21 protein-coding genes are annotated in these 20,644 nt (G+C 63.9%); 16 read left to right on the top strand and 5 right to left on the bottom strand.

Features of this window, described 5'->3' with window-relative positions; all coding sequences use genetic code 11:
• Positions 1–27 precede the first annotated feature (27 nt).
• The 8 genes from ASF77_RS10120 to ASF77_RS10085 all read left to right on the top strand — a co-directional run bounded on the left by ASF77_RS10120 (position 28) and on the right by ASF77_RS10085 (position 7,071).
• Entirely contained in the window at positions 28–822 is a 795-nt protein-coding gene (locus ASF77_RS10120) for an SURF1 family protein (protein WP_056338555.1), read from the top strand.
• On the top strand, positions 800–1,423 hold the full coding sequence (locus ASF77_RS10115) for a hypothetical protein (RefSeq protein WP_056338553.1): 624 nt from the start codon (positions 800–802) through the stop codon (positions 1,421–1,423). The genes ASF77_RS10120 and ASF77_RS10115 overlap by 23 nt, the downstream gene beginning before the upstream one ends.
• 22 nt (positions 1,424–1,445) lie before the next feature.
• Positions 1,446–2,594: a COX15/CtaA family protein gene (locus ASF77_RS10110; protein WP_082493716.1), complete on the top strand. Its 1,149-nt coding sequence runs from the start codon at positions 1,446–1,448 to the stop codon at positions 2,592–2,594.
• Positions 2,591–3,481: a heme o synthase gene (cyoE, locus tag ASF77_RS10105; protein WP_056338548.1), complete on the top strand. Its 891-nt coding sequence runs from the start codon at positions 2,591–2,593 to the stop codon at positions 3,479–3,481. The genes ASF77_RS10110 and cyoE overlap by 4 nt, the downstream gene beginning before the upstream one ends.
• A gap of 1 nt (position 3,482) precedes the next feature.
• The gene (locus tag ASF77_RS10100; RefSeq protein WP_056338544.1) at positions 3,483–4,070 is read left to right on the top strand and encodes an SCO family protein; all 588 of its coding nucleotides are present in this window, start codon (positions 3,483–3,485) and stop codon (positions 4,068–4,070) included.
• Between the two features lie 138 nt (positions 4,071–4,208).
• Positions 4,209–5,273, top strand: a complete 1,065-nt coding sequence (locus ASF77_RS10095; RefSeq protein ID WP_056338541.1) for an AI-2E family transporter — start codon at positions 4,209–4,211, stop codon at positions 5,271–5,273.
• 77 nt (positions 5,274–5,350) lie between these two features.
• Positions 5,351–5,782: a DUF2231 domain-containing protein gene (locus ASF77_RS10090; RefSeq protein ID WP_056338539.1), complete on the top strand. Its 432-nt coding sequence runs from the start codon at positions 5,351–5,353 to the stop codon at positions 5,780–5,782.
• Positions 5,779–7,071 (top strand): sorbosone dehydrogenase family protein, encoded by a 1,293-nt coding sequence (locus ASF77_RS10085; protein WP_056338535.1) that lies wholly within the window; start codon positions 5,779–5,781, stop codon positions 7,069–7,071. Before ASF77_RS10090 ends, ASF77_RS10085 begins: the two co-directional genes overlap by 4 nt.
• A 180-nt stretch (positions 7,072–7,251) precedes the next feature.
• Here ASF77_RS10085 and ASF77_RS10080 read toward each other — a convergent pair whose 3' ends face one another.
• From ASF77_RS10080 to nhaR, 4 genes are all read right to left on the bottom strand, one after another.
• Positions 7,252–8,817, bottom strand: coding sequence for an ATP-binding protein (locus ASF77_RS10080; RefSeq protein WP_229445358.1), 1,566 nt, complete (start codon positions 8,815–8,817; stop codon positions 7,252–7,254).
• The gene (locus tag ASF77_RS10075) at positions 8,814–9,623 is read right to left on the bottom strand and encodes an alpha/beta fold hydrolase (RefSeq protein WP_056338530.1); all 810 of its coding nucleotides are present in this window, start codon (positions 9,621–9,623) and stop codon (positions 8,814–8,816) included. The genes ASF77_RS10080 and ASF77_RS10075 overlap by 4 nt, the downstream gene beginning before the upstream one ends.
• A gap of 101 nt (positions 9,624–9,724) precedes the next feature.
• Positions 9,725–11,071: a hemolysin family protein gene (locus ASF77_RS10070; RefSeq protein ID WP_056338527.1), complete on the bottom strand. Its 1,347-nt coding sequence runs from the start codon at positions 11,069–11,071 to the stop codon at positions 9,725–9,727.
• Positions 11,072–11,127: 56 nt separating this feature from the next.
• Positions 11,128–12,036: a transcriptional activator NhaR gene (gene nhaR / locus ASF77_RS10065; protein WP_056338524.1), complete on the bottom strand. Its 909-nt coding sequence runs from the start codon at positions 12,034–12,036 to the stop codon at positions 11,128–11,130.
• 136 nt (positions 12,037–12,172) lie between these two features.
• On the opposite strand from nhaR, the gene ASF77_RS10060 reads away from it, so the two are divergent.
• The 8 genes from ASF77_RS10060 to ASF77_RS10025 all read left to right on the top strand — a co-directional run bounded on the left by ASF77_RS10060 (position 12,173) and on the right by ASF77_RS10025 (position 19,695).
• Positions 12,173–13,240, top strand: coding sequence for a DUF475 domain-containing protein (locus tag ASF77_RS10060; RefSeq protein ID WP_056338521.1), 1,068 nt, complete (start codon positions 12,173–12,175; stop codon positions 13,238–13,240).
• A 341-nt stretch (positions 13,241–13,581) separates the two neighbouring features.
• Positions 13,582–14,157 (top strand): TerD family protein, encoded by a 576-nt coding sequence (locus ASF77_RS10055; protein ID WP_056338520.1) that lies wholly within the window; start codon positions 13,582–13,584, stop codon positions 14,155–14,157.
• Between the two features lie 57 nt (positions 14,158–14,214).
• Positions 14,215–14,910: a TIGR00266 family protein gene (locus ASF77_RS10050; protein ID WP_056338518.1), complete on the top strand. Its 696-nt coding sequence runs from the start codon at positions 14,215–14,217 to the stop codon at positions 14,908–14,910.
• Between the two features lie 39 nt (positions 14,911–14,949).
• Complete coding sequence (locus tag ASF77_RS10045; protein ID WP_056338515.1) at positions 14,950–15,531, top strand: TerD family protein; 582 nt, start codon at positions 14,950–14,952, stop codon at positions 15,529–15,531.
• Between the two features lie 141 nt (positions 15,532–15,672).
• Positions 15,673–16,188 (top strand): nuclear transport factor 2 family protein, encoded by a 516-nt coding sequence (locus ASF77_RS10040; RefSeq protein ID WP_082493689.1) that lies wholly within the window; start codon positions 15,673–15,675, stop codon positions 16,186–16,188.
• A gap of 46 nt (positions 16,189–16,234) precedes the next feature.
• Positions 16,235–17,257 carry a kelch repeat-containing protein gene (locus ASF77_RS10035; protein ID WP_082493688.1) on the top strand — a complete coding sequence of 341 codons (1,023 nt, stop codon included), beginning with the start codon at positions 16,235–16,237 and terminating at the stop codon, positions 17,255–17,257.
• A gap of 61 nt (positions 17,258–17,318) precedes the next feature.
• Positions 17,319–18,062, top strand: coding sequence for an NYN domain-containing protein (locus ASF77_RS10030; RefSeq protein WP_056338505.1), 744 nt, complete (start codon positions 17,319–17,321; stop codon positions 18,060–18,062).
• 820 nt (positions 18,063–18,882) lie between these two features.
• Complete coding sequence (locus tag ASF77_RS10025; protein ID WP_056338503.1) at positions 18,883–19,695, top strand: hypothetical protein; 813 nt, start codon at positions 18,883–18,885, stop codon at positions 19,693–19,695.
• Positions 19,696–19,708: 13 nt separating this feature from the next.
• Here the strand turns inward: ASF77_RS10025 and ASF77_RS10020 are convergent, their stop codons facing one another.
• Positions 19,709–20,593, bottom strand: a complete 885-nt coding sequence (locus ASF77_RS10020; RefSeq protein ID WP_056338501.1) for a dienelactone hydrolase family protein — start codon at positions 20,591–20,593, stop codon at positions 19,709–19,711.
• Positions 20,594–20,644 lie beyond the last annotated feature (51 nt).

Raw genomic sequence — 20,644 nt, 5'->3', positions numbered from 1 at the left:
GGCGGTATCGAGTAAGGGTTCATTGTAATGCGTTTGGCGTTCCGGTTTAGGGTCATTCCGTTCGTGGCAACGGTGGTGCTGGTGGTGCTCGGGATCGTGCTGGGCAATTGGCAGACGCGGCGGGCGGAGGAGAAGCTTGGCGTTGCTGCGAAGCTGGCCGAGCGTGGTGCGGCCGCGCCTCTGGTGCTTGGGGACGGTGGTAGTGTGCTTGGGCACGAACGCGTGGGCACGGGTGCCCACCCTACGGTGCGCGGCGAGACAGGCAGCGTGCCGGCGCCCGGGGATATCGAATACCGGCGGGTGCGTGTCACCGGGCAGTGGGTGGCGGAGTGGCCGCTGTTTCTCGATAACCGGCCGCTGAACGGGCGGGCCGGATTCATCCTGGCGATGCCGTTTAAAATAGCGGGTTCGGAACAACATGTGCTGGTGCTGCGCGGGTGGTTGCCGCGCGATGCGCAGGATTATGCGCGCTTGCCGGCATTTCAAACGCCGCCGGGCACGGTGACGATCGAGGGCGTGGCCACGCTCAGCGCCGGCAAGCTGATGCAGCTCGGCGGCGCTGCCGATCCGAAGCCGGGCACGCGCGTGCAGAACCTCGACATCGAGACGGTGGCGCGCGCCAGCGGCGTGGCGCTGCAGCCCTTCTTCGTGCAACAGGCGGGAGCAGGGCAGGACGAGGGCCTGGTGCGCGAGTGGCCGGCGCCGGACTTCGGCGTCGACAAGCACCGCGGCTACGCATTCCAGTGGTATGCATTGGCGGCCATGGCGGCCCTATTTTTCGTGATGACAGGATTTCGAAGTGGAACAAAACAAGCAGTCTGAAGTCGCCGCAAGGGAGGCAAACAAGGCCCGCTGGAATGGCCGCCTGAAGCTGATCGTACTGTTGCTGGTGTGCGCCGCGCCGATCATCGCCTCGTATGTCACCTATTACATCATCAAGCCGGAAGGGCGCACGAACTACGGCGCCTTCATCGACCAGCGCGCGCACCCGATGCCGAAACTCGCCAGCACGACCCTCGACGGCCGTCCGGAGACGCTCGAGCAACTCGCCGGCAAGTGGATCATGGTGAAGGTCGGCGGCGGCGCCTGCCTTGACGCCTGCCAGAAGCAGCTGTTCGCGATGCGCCAGCTGCGCACCATGCAGGGCAAGAACATGAGCCGCGTCGAGCGCGTCTGGCTGATCACCGACGACGCGCCGATCGACACCATGCTGATCCGCCAGTACGACGACGTGCACATGCTGCGGGTGCCGCGCGAGCAGCTCTCGCGCTGGCTGCCGGTCGAGATCGGGACGACGCTCGACGACCACATCTTCCTGATCGACCCGCGCAGCAACGTCATGATGCGCTTCCCGAAAGACCCGGATCCGCGCAAGGTACACAAGGATCTGGCCAAGCTCCTGAAGGCCTCGGCGATCGGATGACGGGATCGAGCAAGCAATGAACATGAACGCATCGACCCTGTTCCAGCTGGCCCTGATGGGCATCTTCATCGCCAGCATCCCGCTGACCATGGTCTGGCTGTCCTCCGACGCCAACAAGTACCGCAAGCTGGTCTGGGTGATGGCCTTTCTCACCTTCGACCTGATCGTCTTCGGCGGCTTCACCCGGCTCACCGATTCCGGTCTGGGCTGCCCGGACTGGCCGGGCTGCTACGGCGCCGCCAATCCCTTTATCGCGCACGAGCAGATCGCCGCGGCCGAGGCCCTCATGCCGACCGGGCCGGTCACCAAAGTCAAAGCATGGATCGAGATGATCCACCGCTACCTGGCGATGGGCATCGGCGTGCTGATCATGGCGCTGATGTTCCAGTCGATCCGCCAGTGGCGCAAAACGCACCAGCAGGCGTTTGCCCCGGCGCTGCCGGTGGCGCTGTTCGTCTTCGTCTGCATCCAGGGCGCCTTCGGCGCCTGGACGGTGACCCTGAAACTGCAGCCGGTCATCGTCACCATCCACCTGCTGCTCGGCATGGGCTTGCTGGCGATGCTGGCCTGGCTGGGCGGACGCGAGGATTTCCTTTTAAAGCCGCCGGCGCCGAGCCGCGACCTGGCCGGCCTGCGCGCGCTGCGCACGCTGGCGCTGGTGGCGGCCGTGGTGCTGGTGGTGCAGATCGCGCTCGGCGGGTGGGTGAGCACTAACTACGCGACCCTGGCCTGCGACGAATTCCCGCTCTGCGACGGCAAACTGGTGCCAGAAATGGACTTCGAGCATGGCTTTACCCTGTGGCGCGAACTGGGCAAGACGGCGGCCGGGCACTATTTGCAATTCTCGGCGCTGGTGGCGATCCATTGGGTGCACCGCAATTTCGCCATTGTCGTGACCCTGGTGCTGGGCCTGACCGCATGGCACGCGGCGCGCCAGCCGGCGCTGCGCCGCACGGGTCAACTCATCGGCGCGGTACTGCTGGCCCAGCTGTTCACGGGCGTGGCGACGGTGTTTTTCGACTTCCCGCTGGCCATTGCTGTGTTGCATAACGCAGGGGCGGCACTCCTCGTCCTGCTGGTGACCATGTTAAACTACAAGGTGGAGCACCTGCTCGACGTGTCGCAGCGCACCCCCGCGAATGCCGACGTTCCTGCGAACTCGTATCGATGACCACCCAGACCGCCCTCCGACCCACCAGCCGCATCTCCCAATACTGGACGCTGACCAAGCCCCGGGTAACCCAGCTCGCCGTTTTCTGCGCCATCATCGGCATGTTCCTGGCCACCGACGGCTTTCCCGGCTGGCGCGTGCTGATCGCCGGGACTGCCGGCATCTGGCTGCTGGCCGGCGCCGCTTTCGCCGTCAACTGCCTGATCGAAGCCGAGATCGACGCGCGCATGGCCCGCACCGCCCGCCGCGCCACCGCGCGCGGCGAACTGACGCGCAACCAGACCATGGTCTTTTCCGCGATCATCGGCGGTCTCGGCATGTGGGTGCTGTACGCCTTCGTCAACGCGCTCACCATGTGGCTGACCTTCGTCACCTTCGTCGGCTACGCCGTGATCTACACCATCTACCTGAAGCCGGCGACGCCGCAGAACATCGTCATCGGCGGCCTGTCGGGCGCGATGCCGCCGGCGCTGGGCTGGGCGGCCGTGGCCAACGAAGTACCGATGCAGGCCTGGTTGCTGGTGTTGATCATTTTCGTGTGGACGCCGCCGCATTTCTGGGCGCTGGCCATGTACCGGCGCGAGGACTATGCCCGCTCCGGCCTGCCGATGCTGCCGATCACCCACGGCATGGCCTATACCGGCCAGCAGGTCTGGCTGTATTCGCTGGCGCTGGCCGCGACCACCTTGCTGCCCTACGCCGTGCGCATGAGCGGCCTGATCTACCTGGCGGCGGCGATCGTCCTGAATGCCCTGTTCCTGCGCCACGCCTGGCGCGTGCACAAGCACTACAGCGACCAGACGGCGCGCCGCGCCTTTGCCTACTCGATCCTGTACCTGTCGCTGCTGTTCGCGGCGCTGCTGGTCGATCACTATTTTAAGTTCTGACATGAAAAGACTGATCACCGCGGCCATGGTCGCCGTCGCCTTGCTGAGCGCCGGCTGCGACAAGCTGTCCTCGAAACCGGCCGCCTTCCAGAACACGGATCTGACCGGGCTCGATTATGCCAAGGGCTTTTCGCTGACCGACCACACGGGCAAGGCGCGTACCCTGGCCGACTTCCGCGGCAAGCTGGTGGTGCTGTTCTTCGGCTATACCCAGTGCCCGGACGTGTGCCCGACCACGATGGCCGAGATGGCCGCGGTGATGAAGGAACTCGGGCCCTCGGCCAATGACGTGCAGGTGCTGTTCGTCACCCTCGATCCGGAGCGCGATACCCAGGAACTGCTCGCGTCCTACGTGCCGGCCTTCGACACGCGCTTCCTCGGCCTGCGCGGCACGCCGGAGCAGACCGCGCAGACGGCCAAGGAATTCAAGGTCTTCGTCTCGAAAGTGCCGGGCAAGGAGCCGGGCAGCTACACGGTGGATCACACGGCCGGCAGCTATGTGTTCGACAAGGAAGGGCGGGTGCGCCTGTTCCTGCGCCACGGCCAGGGCCCGGCGCCGATCGCCCACGACCTGCGCCAACTGTTGTAGATGGAAGCCTGATAAACCTACTGCGCGTCGTAGCTTAGGCCTGCGATGCTCGCTGTACAATTGTACAGCTGCGCGTCTCAGCCAAACCTCTTCCGCTCGCTACGGTTTCTCAGGCTTCTGTTACGTTGACGGGGACACATGGAAAAGCCAATCGGCAGAAACTACACCCGCATCGCCACGGTCGTCCTGCTCACGCTGGGCTGCCTGTTCGTCCTCAAGCCCTTCCTGCCGGCGATCCTGTTCGCGGTCGCCGTCGTCATCTCGTCCTGGCCCTTGTACCTGCGCCTGCTGGCCGCCATGCACGGGCGGCGCACGCTGGCCGCGCTGACGATGACGCTGTCGCTGACCCTGCTCGTCATCATCCCGCTTGCCACCGTCGCCTACAACCTGGCCGACGACGTCGCCACTACCTTCGGCCAGATGCGCTACGCGCTCGAGCATGGCGAACTGCTGCCGCCGCAATGGATCCGCGAGCTGCCCTTCCTCGGCGAAGTCATCGACAATTACCTGCGCCAGCTGGTCGCCAGCCGCGAGCAGATGCTGGCCCTGGCCCAGCGCATGGTCGAGCCGGCGCGGCGCTACCTGATGGCGGGCGGGCTGATGCTCGGCACCGGCGTCGTGCAGATGAGCCTGGCCGCCTTTGTCAGCTTCTTCGTCTACCGCGACGGCCATGCGCTGATCGCCGTCACGGGCAGCATGATGAACAAGGTGATGGGGGAGGGCGCCGAATCAGTTACCGACATCATCAGCCAGACCACGCGCGGCGTCATGTACGGCCTGCTGGGCACGGCGCTGGCGCAGGCGCTGGTGGCGGCGATCGGCTTTTCGATGGCCGGGGTGCCGGCCGTGCCGCTGCTGTCGATCCTGGTCTTCGTCATCTCGCTCGTGCCTTTCGGCCCGCCGCTGATCTGGGGCGGGGCGGCGATCTGGCTGTTCGCCCAGGGCAGCACGGGCTGGGGCATCTTCATGGTGATCTGGGGGACGGTGCTCATCAGCGGCGTCGACAACGTCGTGCGCCCGATGCTGATCAGCCGCGGCACCAGCCTGCCCTTCCTGCTCACCCTGCTCGGCGTACTGGGCGGGGTGATCGCCTTCGGCGTGGTCGGCATGTTCATCGGGCCGGTGCTGCTGGCGGTCGGCTATTCGCTGGTGAGCGAGTGGACGGGGACGCGCGATCCGATCGTCAGGCAGAAGGGGGACTGAGCCGGATTTAATTATGCGACGGCATTGTCGATAACTCGATATGCTTTCGATAATAAAATCCATTGATAAGGCCTTCCATGTCTTCTGTGTCCACGGCCACCCCGGCCTATCGCAGCCCGCCAGGGCCGCTCCATACGATCCTGCTTGCAGGAACGGTGCCCCTGTTCCTGGGTACCTTGCTGAGCGATATCGCCTACCACAATACCTACCAGATCCAGTGGAGCAATTTCGCCTCCTGGCTGCTGGCGGGTGGTTTGCTCTTCTCCGGGCTCGCCTTGCTGTTCGCCTTGGTCGCGCTGCTGCGGGCGCCGCGCAAGTCGGGCCAGCCGCTGATGTACTTCGTGCTGCTCCTGGCAACCTGGGTGCTGGGCCTGGGGAACGCCTTCCAGCACGCAAAGGACGCCTGGGCCGTCATGCCAGCCGGCCTGGTGCTGTCGATCATCGTCACCATCATGATCCTGGTGACGGCCTGGATCGCACTGAAGCCACGCGTGGGAGGTGTGCAATGAAACGCGCGAACACATTGGCATTGCTGGGAATGGCGCTGCTGCTGGGCGCCTGCAGCGACGAGGGAAGCAAGACCCTGGCGCACGGCCCCGATCCGAAGCTGCCCGCGCCCCAGCGCGGCCTGCTGCCCGACATGAAGATCGCCGAGCCGGAAGCCTGGGGCGAGCGCAAGCCGGTCGTGCCGCAGGGGTACACCATCACGGCAATCGCAACCGACCTGCAGATTCCGCGCCAGACCCTGGTGCTGCCGAATGGCGATATCCTGGTGGCCGAAGGCCGCGGCGGCAGCGCGGCCAAGCTGAAGCCGAAGGACGTCATCGCCGGCTATATCAAGGCCAAGGGCAATACCAAGGTCAAGAGCGGCAACCGCCTGACCCTGCTGCGCGACGCCGACAAGGACGGCCGCTACGAGCTCAAGACCGTGTTCGCCGACAAGCTGAACGCCCCTTACGGCCTGGGCTTCGCCAACGGCAAGCTGTATGTCGCCAACCAGGATGCCCTGGTCAGCTTCGATTACCAGGAAGGGCAGACCACGGCCGCGGGCGCGCCGAAGACGATCACGCAACTGCCGTCCGAGATCAACCACCACTGGACAAAGGCGATGACCATGAGTCCCGACGGGCGTTTCGCCTATGTCGGGATCGGCTCGAACAGCAACATCACCGAGCGCGGCATGGAAGCGGAAGTCGACCGCGCGATGGTGTGGCAGATCGACGTCAACACGGGCGCCTATAAACCCTTCGCGACCGGCCTGCGCAATCCGACGGCACTGGCGATCCAGCCGGAGACCGGGCAGCTGTGGGCGGTGGTCAACGAACGCGACGAGATCGGGCCGGATCTGGTGCCCGACTACCTGACCTCGGTGCGCGAGGGCGGCTTCTATGGCTGGCCGTACAGCTACTGGGGCCAGAACGTCGACACGCGGGTCAAGCCCGGCAATCCGGAAAAGGTCGCCGCCGCCATCAAGCCCGATTACAGCCTGGGTGCGCACGTCGCGGCGCTGGGCGTGGCCTTCTCGTCGCCGGTGATGGGCGACGCCTTTGCCAGGGGCGTCTTCGTCGGCGAGCACGGCAGCTGGAACACGAAGAATCCGGTCGGTTACAAGGTGGTCTTCGTGCCGTTCGCAAACGGGCGTCCGGCCGGTGCGCCGGTCGATTTCGTCAGCGGCTTCCGCGATGCGGATGGCAAGACGCGCGGGCGGCCGGTCGGCGTGACCGTCGATCCGCGCGGGGCGCTCATCGTGGCGGATGATTTGGCGAATACGGTGTGGCGGGTGACGCGCAATCCGTGAGCGAGGGCGGGACGGGGCCGAATGCCGGCCCTGGCCCTGTTTGCGCAGTACTGCGTGGAGTCAGGACTCCACCCTACAATCAGCGCGGTTCGTAGGGTGGAGTCCTGACTCCACGCATTTTCAGCACCGTAGGGTGGGCTCCCCGAGCCCACGCGTTCCAACATGTGCGTTGCCGCGGCCTCACGCCCCCGCCAACAACGCTCGCAACTTGTCGAAATCAATCGGCTTCGTCAGATGATGATCGAAGCCCGCATCGAAGGCCAGCCGCTTGTCCGACTCCTGGCCCCAGCCGGTGGCCGCCACCAGCAGCATGTCCGCGCCGCCGGGCAGCAGGCGCACGCGGCGGGCGAGTTCGTAGCCATTCATGTCGGGCAGGCCAATGTCGAACAGGGCCACTTGCGGCGTGAACCCTTCCAGCACGCCGAGCGCCTCGCCCGCCGAGTGCGCGACGCGCGCCTGGCAGCCGGAGAGTTCCAGGAACATGAGCAGGGTCTCGGCGGCGTCGACGTTGTCGTCCACCACCAGCACGCTGGCCGGCTGGACGGCATCGGGCGCGGACTGGATCGAGGCCGGCGTCGCCTGCACCGGCGCCAGCGGCAGGCGCACGGTGAAGGTGCTGCCGCGGTTCTCTCCCTCGCTGTCGGCCCGGATGCTGCCGCCGTGCAGGGCCAGGATGCCGCGCACCAGGGCCAGGCCGATACCGAGGCCGCCCTTCGAGCGATCCAGGGCCGGCTTCAGTTGCGAGAACATGTCGAATACGCTGCCGAGGGCGTGGGCCGGGATGCCGATGCCGGAATCGCGCACGGCGATCACGGCTTCCTGGCCTTCGGCCGACAGGGTCAGGCTGATGGCGCCGCCGTTGGGGGTGTATTTGCAGGCGTTCGTCAGCAGGTTGACCACGACCTGGAACAGGCGCGTCGGGTCGGCATCGACCACCGCGTGCGGCGCCGCGATGGCGACCGAGAACGTGTGTCCGGCCTCGCGCACCATGGCCGCGACGTCGTCCGCCGCGTCCTGCACGATGTCGGCCAGCACGACCTGTTCGCAGCGCAGTTCCATGCGGCCCTGGGTGATGCGCGAGACTTCCATCAGGTCGTCCACCAGGTGCGTCAGGTGGTGCAGCTGGCGGTCGAACACGTCGAGCAGGGGCCGCTTCTCGGGACTTCCGCCGGCGGCGTGTTCGAGCTTCAGGATCTCAAGGGCGCTGCGCATCGGCGCCAGCGGGTTGCGCAGCTCGTGCGAGAGCGTGGCAAGGAATTCGTCCTTGCGGCGGTCGGCGTCGGAGAGGGCGTCGTTCAGGGAGCGCAGCTGGGTCTCGGCCTCGAGCCGGGCCTCGAGCGCGTGCTCTGCGCTCTTGCGCGCCGCCACCAGCTCGCGTTCGTAGGAGCGCCGTTCGTTCACGGCGAACATGGCCCACTCGTCGAACACCTCGCCGTCGACCGTGCGCCGCACGATGTTGACCAGCACCGGCACCCGCTGCCCGGCGCTGTCGCGGATATCGACCTGCATCTGCGCCACCGAACCCTGCACCTGCAGCAGGGGCAGGCAATGGGTCTGGTGGAACAGCCGCGCGCCGACGGGAAAGCGGTCGAGGATGCGCACCTTGCCGATCAGCGCGGTGGCCGAACAGCCCAGCCAGCGGCACAGGGTCGCATTCACGCGCAGGATCAGCCCGGCGGCGTCGGTCAGCAGGAGGCCGCAGGCGGCGTGCTGGTACAACGCATCGTCGCCAGGCAGGCGGGTCACGCGGGCTGCCCCAGGCTGGCGAGGAATTCCTTGGTGAAGTGCACGCATTCCTCCGGCGCGCTCATGTGGGGGCAGTGGCCCACATTGCGTACCCGGCGCAGCACGCTGCCGGCCAGTCTGCGATGCAGGTAGTCGCCCACTTCAGCGGGGGCGATCAGGTCGTCGCTGCATTGCAGGATCAGCGTCGGCACGGTGGCATGTTCGAGGTCGGCGCGGTGATCGGCGAGGAAGGTCACGCGCCCGAAGTGCTTGGCGATGTCGGGATCGTTGCGGCAGAAATTATTCGTCAGCTCGACGCCCAGCTGCGGCCGATTGGGCGCGCCCATGATCACCGGGCCCATGCTGCTCGACCAGCCGAGGTAGTTCGCATCCATGGTCTCGAGCAGCTCCTCGATGTCGCCGCGGCTGAACCCGCCGTGGTAGCCGGCATCGTCGACGAAGCAGGGGGAGGGCGCGATCATCACCTGGGCCAGGAAGCGCGCGGGCGCCTTGATGCCGGCCAGCAGGCCGATCATCGTGCTGACCGAATGGCCGACGTACACGACCGGGCCGCCGCCGAGATCGTCGATGATCTCCAGCAGGTCGTCGGCATAGGCGTGCAGGCTGGCGTAGCGCTCGCGGTCGTAGGCGGTCAGGTCGGAGTTGCCGCTGCCGACCAGGTCGAAGACCACGACGCGGTAGCGCGCTTCGAAGGCGGGCGCCATGAAGCGCCACACGACCTGGTCGCAGCCGAAACCGTGGGCGAAGACGATGGTGGTGGGCCCGGAACCGGAGACGGTGACGTTGTTACGCAGACGCACGCTCATGGGGGCCTCACTGTGAACTATGGGAATTTCCAAAGAAACATTATACCCATGCAAACAGAAAACCGGTTTCCCGGTTTGTAACACCAATATAGCCCGATAACTCAGCCGTTATCGTCGTGATCTTCACCGCGTTCCAACTGCGGAATCACCTTGACCAAGAGGATACGCGGCCCGTTGGTCTTCTTGACGACCACGTCGAACTTCGGAAACTCGATGCGCTGCCCCTGCTTCGGGATGTCGCCCAGCTTCGCCATCAGGAGCCCGCCGACGGATTCGACGTCGTCCAGGCCCATCTCCTCGTTGTCGATGTCGATCCCGAGCAGGCGTTCGAGCGAATAGATCGGCAGCGACGCCTTGCCGATATAGGTGCCGTCCGACTGCGGCAGCCAGTCGTTTTCGTTCATCCGGAATTCGTCGCGGATCTCGCCGACCATCGCACCCAGCAGATTGTCGAGCGTAATAAAACCGACCGGGCGCTTGCCCTTTTCGCCGATCAGGGCGAAGTGCGGGGCGCCGGTACGGAAGCGGCGGAAGATGTCCTGGGCCGGCGTGCGCGCCGAGATCGTCTCGACCGGGCGCAGGTATTGCGACAGGTCGCTGATGTCCTTGCCCGACTGCTGGGCGAAGAACAGATCCTTCAGGTGGATCACGCCCAGCACCTCTTCGCCTTCCTCGTCGAAATACGGGTAGCGCGAGAAGCGGTTGCGGCGCACCGTATCCAGGTTTTCCTCGATCGACAGGTCTTCGTGCAGCGCGATCACTTCGTTAATCGGACGCATCAGGTCGGACACGGCCATCTCCGAAAACTCGAGCGACTGCGCCAGGATGTGGCGCTCGTCGTGCGTGAATTTTTCTTTCCCGGTGCTGGTATTCGTGCGCAGGATCAGCTTCAGCTCGTCGGTCGAATAATGGGTGTCGTGGCTGCCGGCCCCGGCCAGGCCCGCCAGGCGCAGCACGCCATTCGCGCTCTTGTTCAGCAGCCAGATCGCCGGGTACATGGCCCAGTAGAAACCATAGAGGGGCAGGGCGCACCACAGCGCGACGACTTCGGGAATGCGGATCGCCAGCGATTTCGGCGCCAGTTCGCCGACCACGATGTGGAGGAAGGAGATGACGCTGAAGGCGACCACGAAGGAGACGCCGTGGATGATTTGCGGCGAGGTGACGCCGACCAGGGCAAACAGCGGTTCGAGCAGGCTGGCGAACGCCGGTTCGCCGACCCAGCCCAGGCCGAGCGAGGCGAGGGTGATGCCGAGCTGGCAGGCCGACAGGTATTCGTCGAGCTGGCCGTGCACCTTGGCCAGGATGCGCCCGCGCAGGCCGGTGGTTTTCGCGATGGCGCGCACGCGGGTCTTGCGCAACGTGACGATGCCGAATTCGGCCGCCACGAAGAAGCCGTTCAGGGCAACGAGGAAGAGTGCCAGAACGACAAATAAAATATTTTCCATATAAAAGCTGAGTTGATAAGAGGCACAACGATGAGCATTGTACAAGCTGGCCGGGCTCAACCGCCGCCGAGCATGCCGTGGTGCACCGATGCGAGGATCGCCTCGACCGCCGGATGCTGGATCTTGCGCTCGTTCGAGATCGCATAAAACTGTTCGCGCACCTCGGACACCCGGCCCACCAGCACCGCCTGCAATTGTTCAGCCAGGTCGGTCGCCAGCGCCGCCGGCGCAAAGAACAGCCCCAGGCCGCGCCGGCCGAAGGTGTTGAGCAAGGCGTTATCCTCGAACTCGCCGACCACGTCCGGATGCACGCCCTGCAATTCGAACCATTCGTCGATTTTCACGCGCAAGGCATTATTGCGTGTCGGTAGCAGGAAAGGCGCGCCATTCAGTCTCTGCGGGAAGTCCTGCGCGTATTGGGTGGCAAGTGCCGCCGTGCCGACCACCGTCATCTCGCTCTCGAACAGCATATGGCTGAACACGCGCAGGGTGCTGCCTGAGGGCAAGGCGCGGTCGGTCAGCACGACGTCAAGCTTGTGCAGGGCGAGGTCGGCCAGCAGGGCCTCGTAGGAATCCTCGGAGCACACCAGGCGCACCGGCGTACTCAAGCGCGTGGTCGCCTCCAGTAGGCGGTAGGCGGTCAGTTTCGGCAGCGAGTCGGAAATGCCGACCGACAAGCGGGTGCGCAAGGTGGAACTCTGGTCAAGCGCGTCCTGCATCTGCTCGCCCAGCAGAAAGATCTGGTCAGCATAGGTGAGCGCCAGGCGGCCCGCCTCGCTCAGCACGAGGCGACGGCCCTGCTGGGTGAACAGGGATTTGCCGACGGCCTGCTCGAGCAGGGTGATCTGGCTGCTGACGGTCTGTACGGCAAGTCCCAAACGCTCGGCGGCGCGTGTAATACTTCCCTCTTTGGCAACGACCCAAAAATAATACAGGTGGCGGAAATTGGTGCCTGCGTTTTTCATCTCTTCTGTTTTTTCGAAGTAATGCTTCGATTATCTTCGCTTTTTCAATAGTCTGCACAGCCGTACACTGCGTTCCATCAATTCAACATTGAGAGGGATTTAAGATGAAACAAATTTTCTATAAGGGGAAACCAACATGAAGCACTTCCGAGGATCATTCCTCGTCACGATCATCTGTCTGGCATTGGCGGGATGGTGGGGTTACGAGCATGGCGGCGTCTCCGGCGCGCTGACGGCAATCGGTATCGCGACCATCCTGTCGGTGATGGAAGTCTCGCTGTCCTTCGACAACGCCGTGGTGAACGCCTCGGTGCTCAAGGGCTGGGACGAGTTCTGGCTGAAGCTGTTCCTGGGCCTCGGCATGATCATCGCCGTGTTCGGTATGCGTCTGGTGTTCCCGATCGTCATCGTCGCGGTGGCGGCCGACCTGGGCCTGACCGAAGTCTGGAATCTGGCCATCAACGATCCGAAATCGTTCTCCGGCCACCTGACGGCGCACCATGCGGAAGTGGCGGCCTTCGGTGGTATGTTCCTGCTGCTGGTCTTCCTGAACTTCCTGCTGGACGATGAGAAGGAAACCCACTGGCTGGGCAATTTCGAGAAGAAGCTCGGTTCGCTGGGCAAGGTCTCCTCGATCTCGGTGATGATCTCGCTGGCGGCCCTGCTGTTCGCATCGACCTTCGTTGCGGATGCTCAAAGGATGATCGTTCTGGTCGCAGGTATCTACGGCATTCTGGTCTACGTCGGCGTGGACATGATCAGCAGCCTGCTCGAGAAGAGCGAGTCGGATGAAAACAGCAACGTGGGCGACATGGTCAAGCGCGGCGGTATCGGCGGCTTCCTGTATCTCGAAGTGCTGGACGCATCCTTCTCCTTCGACGGCGTGATCGGCGCATTCGCGATCACCTCGGATGTCGTGATCATCATGCTGGGCCTGGCGATCGGCGCGATGTTCGTGCGTTCGATGACGGTCTACCTGGTCAAGAAGGGCACGCTGGACGAGTTCGTGTACCTGGAACACGGCGCGCACTACGCGATCGGTATCCTGGCGGTGATCATGCTGGCAAGTATGCATGTCCACGTGCCTGAGCTGGTGACGGGTCTGACCGGTGTGGCCTTCATTGCGGCTTCGCTGTGGTCGTCGATCCAGTACAAGAAGAAGCATGCCGCTCTGGAAGGGCATGGCGCCAAGGAATTGGCGTAAGCAGGACGGGCGGTGGCGGTAGGTTGCCACCGTCCCGGATGCGGGAACGTTGCAAACGCGGGCATGCCCGCCCTACGTTACGCAACCGCCAACGGTGCATGATCTTGCTACGCACGGTTGTGCACCGTATGGGGTCATTGAGGCCAATGGCCTCAATGACAGGTTCACCGGGCACCCATGCCCACGCGTTACAAGGCAAGCACAGCAGCACAGGATTTCGCGCAGCGCCCATCAACGCTGCGCAGCACGAACCGCACGGCGAGCGGCAGAACACCAGCTCGCTGCGCGTGGTAAAACCCGGTGTTCAAAAAAGTAGTCCATCCACTAAGGAGATACACATCATGGCAATCAGTCTGCAAAAAGGCGGTAACGTCAACCTGTCGAAAGAAGCCCCTGGCCTGACCAACCTGAAGGTCGGCCTCGGCTGGGATACCCGCGCCACCGACGGCGCCGCCTTCGACCTCGACGGCGCAGTGTTCATGCTGAACTCGTCCGGCAAAGTCCGCTCCGACGCCGACTTCATCTTCTACAACAACCTGAAGTCGGCCGACGGTTCGGTCGTTCACTCGGGCGACAACAAGACCGGCGAAGGCGCGGGCGACGACGAAGTCGTCTCCGTCGACCTGACCAAGGTGCCGGCCGACGTCGACAAGATCGTGCTGGCCGTGACCATCCACGACGCCGACACCCGCCGCCAGAACTTCGGCATGGTCGGCAAGGCCTTCATCCGCTGCATCAACGCCAACGGCGATGCGGAAATCGCCCGCTACGACCTGTCGGAAGACGGCTCGACGGAAGCTGCGATGATCTTCGGCGAGGTGTATCGTAACGGCGCCGACTGGAAATTCCGCGCCATTGGCCAGGGCTTCCAGGGCGGCCTCGGGCCACTCGCCAAGAACTACGGCGTCAACGTCTAACTAACAGGTACGCGGTCTCCGCGCAGGAGACCGCTCTCAACTAGGAAGCCAAAACAAATGCCAACTTTTACCGTGACCGGGGATGTCGATCCCTTCCTGCATGTGTCGATGCGTCAGGGCGAAACCATCTATTGCGAATCCGACGCGATGGTGATGATGGAATCGACCCTCGACCTGAAGGGCAAGATGCGGGGCGGGCTCGGCAGTGCACTGATGCGCACCTTCGCCAACGGCGAATCGTTCTTCCAGCAGCACATCGAAGCGACGCGCGGGAACGGCGACTGCCTGCTCTCGCCGACGCTGCCGGGGGCGATGCAGATCGTCGACTGCGGCCCGAACCAGTACATCATCAGCGACGGCGCCTTCGTCGCCGCCAGCTCCGGCGTCGAACTGAAAGTGCGCACCCAGAACCTCGGCAATGCGCTCTTCGCCAACAGCGGCGGCTTCTTCGTCACCGAGACGGGCGGCCAGGGGCAAGTGGTGGTGTCGGGCTTCGGATCGATGTCGATGCTGGACGTCGAGCCGGGCAAGGACGCGATCATCGACAACTCGCACGTCGTGTGCTGGGACAGCACGCTGCGCTACGAGATCTCGATCACGACCGGCACCAGCGGCGGCTTCCTGGGCAACCTGATCAACAGCCAAACCAGCGGCGAGGGCATGGTGCTGCGCTTTTCGGGCAAGGGCAAGGTCTACGTGTGTTCGCGTAACCGCGCCGCTTTCAAGGCCTGGATGCAGGCACCGGCCCGCTAAGCGTCGCTTCCCGCGACGCCCACAACTAGGAGTAACGCAATGTCAGTCAGTCTGCAAAAAGGCCAGAAAATCTCGCTCTCGAAAGAGGGCGGCGGCGCACTCACCCGTGTCACCATGGGCCTGGGCTGGGACGCCATCAAGACCAAGGGCTTCCTCGGCTTCGGCGCCAAGACCGAAAGCGTCGACCTCGACGCCTCGGTCGTCATGTTCGACGAGTCGAACCGCCCGGTCGACGTGGTCTGGTTCCGCCAGCTGAAAAGCAAGGACGGCAGCATTGTCCACACCGGTGACAACCGCACCGGCGCCGGCGACGGCGACGACGAGCAGATCAACGTCGATCTCTCCGCCGTGCCAGGCACCGTGAAATCGCTCGTGTTCACCGTGAACAGCTTCACCGGCCAGAACTTCTCGCAAGTGCAGAACGCCTACTGCCGCCTGCTCGACGCCTCCGGCAACAAGGAAGTGGCGCGCTACGACCTGTCGGTGCAGGGCGCCCACACCGCCCAGGTGATGGCCAAGCTGTACCGCCACAACGGCGAGTGGAAGATGCACGCCATCGGCGAAAACGCCAGCGGCCGCACCTTCGATGACCTGATGCCGTCGATTACGCCGCACCTGTAATCGCAGCGCTTGTCGGTGTTCGATGAAAACCGGGGACACGTCCCCGGTTTTTTTTCGTCGGTCGTAGGGTGAAGGGCTTTGCCGGCCACAGCGATCCATGTTCTGCAACCAGCCACGCTGCTATGATGCAATTCACGATCAATGCTTATCCAGAACCGCGCGATGAACGCTTCAATGTGCGCCAGGCTACTCGCCACCACGCTCGCCTTGTCATGCACCGTCTTTGGGACGGCGGCCCAGCCCGTGCAGAACACGGCACACCGATCCGACATCGAGGCAAGCCTGGTACGGGTCGAGCGTCAGCGTGCCAACGCGATCCTCAACCGGAATACGTCGGCGCTGCGCATGCTGATGGATCGTTATTATCGTCACGTGGAAAGCCGGGGCCGGGTGCGCAGCAAGACCGAGCTGATCACCGCACTGGAACGGGGCGACTTCCGTTTCGAGCTGTACGAGAACGAATCGACCGAAATCCAGGTGCTCGACGGCGGCAAAACCGCAGTCGTGGCGGGCGTTTTCAAAAGCCGCCAGCCGGGGAGCAAACTGTTCCGCGGCCGGTTCGTGCGCGTCTGGGTGAAGACACCGGAAGGATGGAAGAATACTTTCCATCAGGGGACGGAGATCAAAACCGACAAGACCGATTGCGAGTGCAACTGATGCAGCTTGTCCAAGCCAGCTAGACCAATAAGCGAAGGAAAAACAGTTGAAACCCATTCTGCCGGCAATGCTCGCCCTGGCGCTGAGCGCCATCTCTTACGAGGCCGCGGCACAGGCAGCGGCCAGCGCGCAGTGGTCGCGCACCGCCGACGCCACCATCGCGCGGCAGGAGATCTATCCCGCCGTGCTCGGCGACAGGATCATCGTGGCAGGCGGCGTGCTCTCGCAGGCGCCGGGCTTTACCGAGCATGTCGAAGCTTATGACGTGAAAACCGGCCGCTGGGCCACGCTCGCGCCCTTGCCGGAAGGGCGGCACCATATCGCCCTGGCCGAGGCCGGCGGCAGGATCTACGGCATCGGCGGCTTCTCCGGCGCGATTCCCGACTGGCGCGCGCATGCGACGGTGTTCGTCTACGACGCCGGGGCGAACCGCTGGTCGCCCGGCCCGGCGCTGCCGCAGGCGCGGGCCGAAGGCGTGGTCGCCTCGGTCAAGGGGAAGATCTACTTCATCGGCGGGCGCGTCCCGAACAGCGCCACTGCGGCGCACATCAGCCAGCACACGGATACCGCACGCGGCGAGGCGCTCGATCCGCGTTCCGGCCGCTGGGAGCCCATCGCCGACGCGCCCACCGCACGCAACAGCGCCGCCGCGGCTGTCATCGACGGCAAGATCTACGTGGTCGGCGGCCGCCAGATGGTGACGCAGGCCGACGGCCGGCAGCGCCCGGTCAACCTGGCGACCCTGGAAGTCTACGACCCCGCCGCCAACCGCTGGGAGACGAAGACGGCGCTGCCCCAGGCCCAGGGCGGCCTGGCCGCGGCTGCCCATGACGGCAAGCTGTACGCCTTCGGCGGCGAGCAGTTCGTCCCGAGCAGCAAGGTGTTCGCCGATGCCTGGGTCTACGATCCGAAGACCGACCGCTGGTCGGCCCTGCCGCCGATGCCGACGCCACGGCATGGACACGGTGCTGCCGCGGTCGGCAAGCGCATCTTCCTGATGGGGGGCGGCGAAAAGGTGGGGGTGGCTGCGAGCCGGGTGCAGGAAGTGCTGGAAATCCCGGGCAACTAGCTGTCGAGAATCCATTGATTCCGGCCTGAGAAAATAAAGGAACACACATGGTCACCCGCGCATGAGTACGACACACGCCATGACGGAAGCACGCGTAGCAGTCCTGGTCGACTGCGACAACGCCAGCCCGGACATCCTGGATTTTGCGCTGCGCATGTCGTCCCAGTTCGGCCGCGTCGTCCTTCGCCGCGGATACGGCAACCACGCCACGCTGGCGAGAACCTGGCAGGACGCGCTCGTCGAGCGCGCGTTCACGCCATGCCTGCAGTTCCAGTACGCGGCTGGAAAAAACACCTCGGATATCGCACTGGCCCTCGATGCGCTCGAAGCGATGTTCGACGGCCGCGCGGAGAAGTTTTGCATCGTCACCAGCGACTCCGACTTCGCCTATCTCTGCCGCAAGCTGCGCGAACGTGGCGCGAGCGTCGCGATCGTGGGCGAGTCGAAGACACCCAACGCGCTGCGCCATGCAAGCGACCAGTTCTTCGAGTGGATTCCGGAGCAGGCGACGCCGGCAAACGAGGACAGCAGCAAGCCCTTGCCGGAGAAATCCGGAACGTCAGCGGTCAAGCGGCGGCCAAGGTTCGTGGTCGAGGCCGTTTCGCTACTGGCGGGTGCCAGTACCGACGGCCAGGTTCATTTGAGCGGGCTGGGCCAGTATCTCAAGCGAACCGACCCCGCGTTCACACCTGCCATTTACGGACACTCCGGCTTGTTGGACATGTTGAAAACCTACGACCTTCTCGTACTGACGAAGGCGGAGAAAGGGCACTATACGGTCGGGCTCGCGTCTGGTGGTCTTTAAGAGCGTTTGACAAGGCTGCGTGATTGCCCTGATGGCGACAAGCTCCGACACTGAGCCCTACGAACCGTTCCCTTTCGGCCGGGAGCGGACGCAGCGGGCTTCAGGTCGAAACCGGAAGCGCCCGGCCCGGACGGCCGATGGAGCGATGGTCTCGAAATGGATAGGAAAACACAGGTCGAGAATGACGCTTGGACGGTGATTGCTATAGGGACGATATGAAATATCGATGGATTGGCCTGGTCTGCATACCCCTCGCTATCAATTCAGCAAGGGCAATTGATATACCAATGAACCGTAACCTTGCAATGGACAGACTGGATTCAAAGACTTGCTATGGCACAGTCATGAGCAGGGGACACCTCACAGGATACGAGTTAGCCGCGGGCCTCATTGTCTCTTCGTCCGGGAAATTGATTGAACTCAAACCAGTGGGCGGCAGCAGTGTCAGCACGGGCAAACCCCGGCGTTACATCGGCCATGGAATAGGAATAAAAATTATTCCTCAGAAAGTGATGAGTCATGAGGATGAGGGAGCACCTCTCTCTATCGTCTTGGAAGAAGGCTTCGCCATTGTCAACGACAATGGTAGACGGAAGCGGCTCCCAATCAAGGTTCGAGAAGTCTGTACGTCGTAAACGCTTGAACCATCACACTAGAAAATTTCCTAATGACGAGGGCGAAAAGCCCAGGGCGGCCGCCAGCCTGATGCTCGAAGTACTGGAACGCGAAGCCCGAGAACGCTCGCCTTGAAAGCAATAATTCGATAGTTTCTGCGCGGAATAAACTGTTATCGTATTGTATTTAGTACCGCGCTAGTTCCATGTTCAAAACAGTTCTCCGGTCGGCCGCCGACAACGCCAAGCGGTTCATGATCGTCTGGCTGCTTATCCTGATCGCCAATCAAGTATTCGTATTCGGGGCATGCTTCGCGCCCTATTGCCTGGCGGCGGCCTTGCCGCATACGCTGGTACTTGCCTTGCTCATGAATACCTTCGGCTTCAAGCGCGAGGAAAGCGAGAAGGACGTTTCAACCCCGGCACAGCCGAAACCACCCAGATCCGGCGCCCCGTATGCAGCCCTGTTGGCGCTGATACCGGTTGGGATCATCGTGGCGATTACCCTGGCATTGTCCGGACGTAGTTCGGAGCCCGCTTCCCCGACGATCGCGCACGTCGAGGCGTCGGTCGATGAAGAGCGCTTCTCCGCTGAAGACGCCGGTGAACGCTCGGCTGACCTGGACGATGATGATGAATTCGATGTCAACGACATCGAAACCTACGAACGAGTCACCGGGACAAGCTACGACGGACGCACAAGGTACAGCAAGCTTGAAGCCGCCAGGGAAGCCGACGCCATCGAACAAGCCGAAGCGCTCGAAAGACTTCCATTCGCACACAGAAAAGCGGGCGGGGCTCCTGGCCGTCCCCCACAAGGAGCGCCGGCGCAACAGGCCTATCAATGCGCGAATTCATCCGGCAAACCCGGCACCGGCACCGGAAGACCATCGCAGGAAAGCGAATATTCACCCTTCCTGGGAAAAACGGTACGGGCAGGGGAGTTCGTGGTTTTCCGGTACGGCGGCGCCGGCAAAGAATACTGGTTCAAGATGTCGAACTGCGTTCGTCTCGGCTGACTCTTCCTGCGCACTACCCCAGCTTCGCCTTGAAGAACGCCACCGTGCGCCCCCAGGCCAGCTTTGCCGCCGCCTCGTCGTAGCGCGGCGTCGTGTCGTTGTTGAAGCCGTGCTCGGCGCCTTCGTAGACGAAGTGCTGGTAGTCGATTTTGTGTTCCTTGAGCGCCGCCTCGTAGGCTGGCCAGCCGGCCAGAATGCGCGCATCCTTGGCGGCGTCGTGGATCATCAACGGCGCGCGGATCTTCGGCACCTCGGCGGCGTTCGGCTGGCTGCCGTAGAAGGGTACCGCCGCGCCCAGGTCGGGCAGGACGGTCGCCAGGTAGTTGGCAATCGCTCCGCCGTAGCAGAAGCCGACCACGCCGACCTTGCCGGTCGATTGAGGCAGTCCCTTCAGGGCGCCCGCCGCGGCGACGAAGTCGGCCCGCGACTTGCCCTGATCGAGCGTCTGGAACAGGGTGCGCGCCTTGTCTTCGTCGCCCGGATAGCCGCCCAGCGGATGCAGCGCGTCGGGCGCGAAGGCGATAAACCCTTCGAGCGCCAGGCGGCGCGTGACGTCTTCGATGTGCGGGTTGAGGCCGCGGTTTTCGTGGACGACCAGGATCGCGGGCAGCTTGCCCTTGGCGTTGGCGGGAACGGCCAGGTAGCCGCGCACCGTGCCGTAGCCTTGCGGAGAAGGGAAGTCCTGGTAGCGCGTTGTCAGGCGGCTGTCGGACGCGGGCACCAGGGGCGCGGCAAACGACGGCGACAGCTGCGCCAGCAGGCCCGCCGCCGTCATGCCGCCGGCCGCATAACGCGAGGCGCGGGACAAGAATTCGCGGCGCGACAGGCGCCCGTGCACGTAGCCGTCGAACAGCTGCAGTACTTCGGGATCGAAATCGTTTGCCGTCAGTCGGGTCATGGTCGTCTCTCGGAGTAGTTTGCGCCATAGCATACGCCTGATGGGCTGTAT

The organism is Massilia sp. Leaf139 (assembly GCF_001424165.1).
Taxonomy (GTDB): Bacteria; Pseudomonadota; Gammaproteobacteria; order Burkholderiales; family Burkholderiaceae_D; genus Telluria.
Note: the sequence above shows the minus strand (reverse complement) of the source record. Positions and strands in the feature narration are given on the sequence as shown.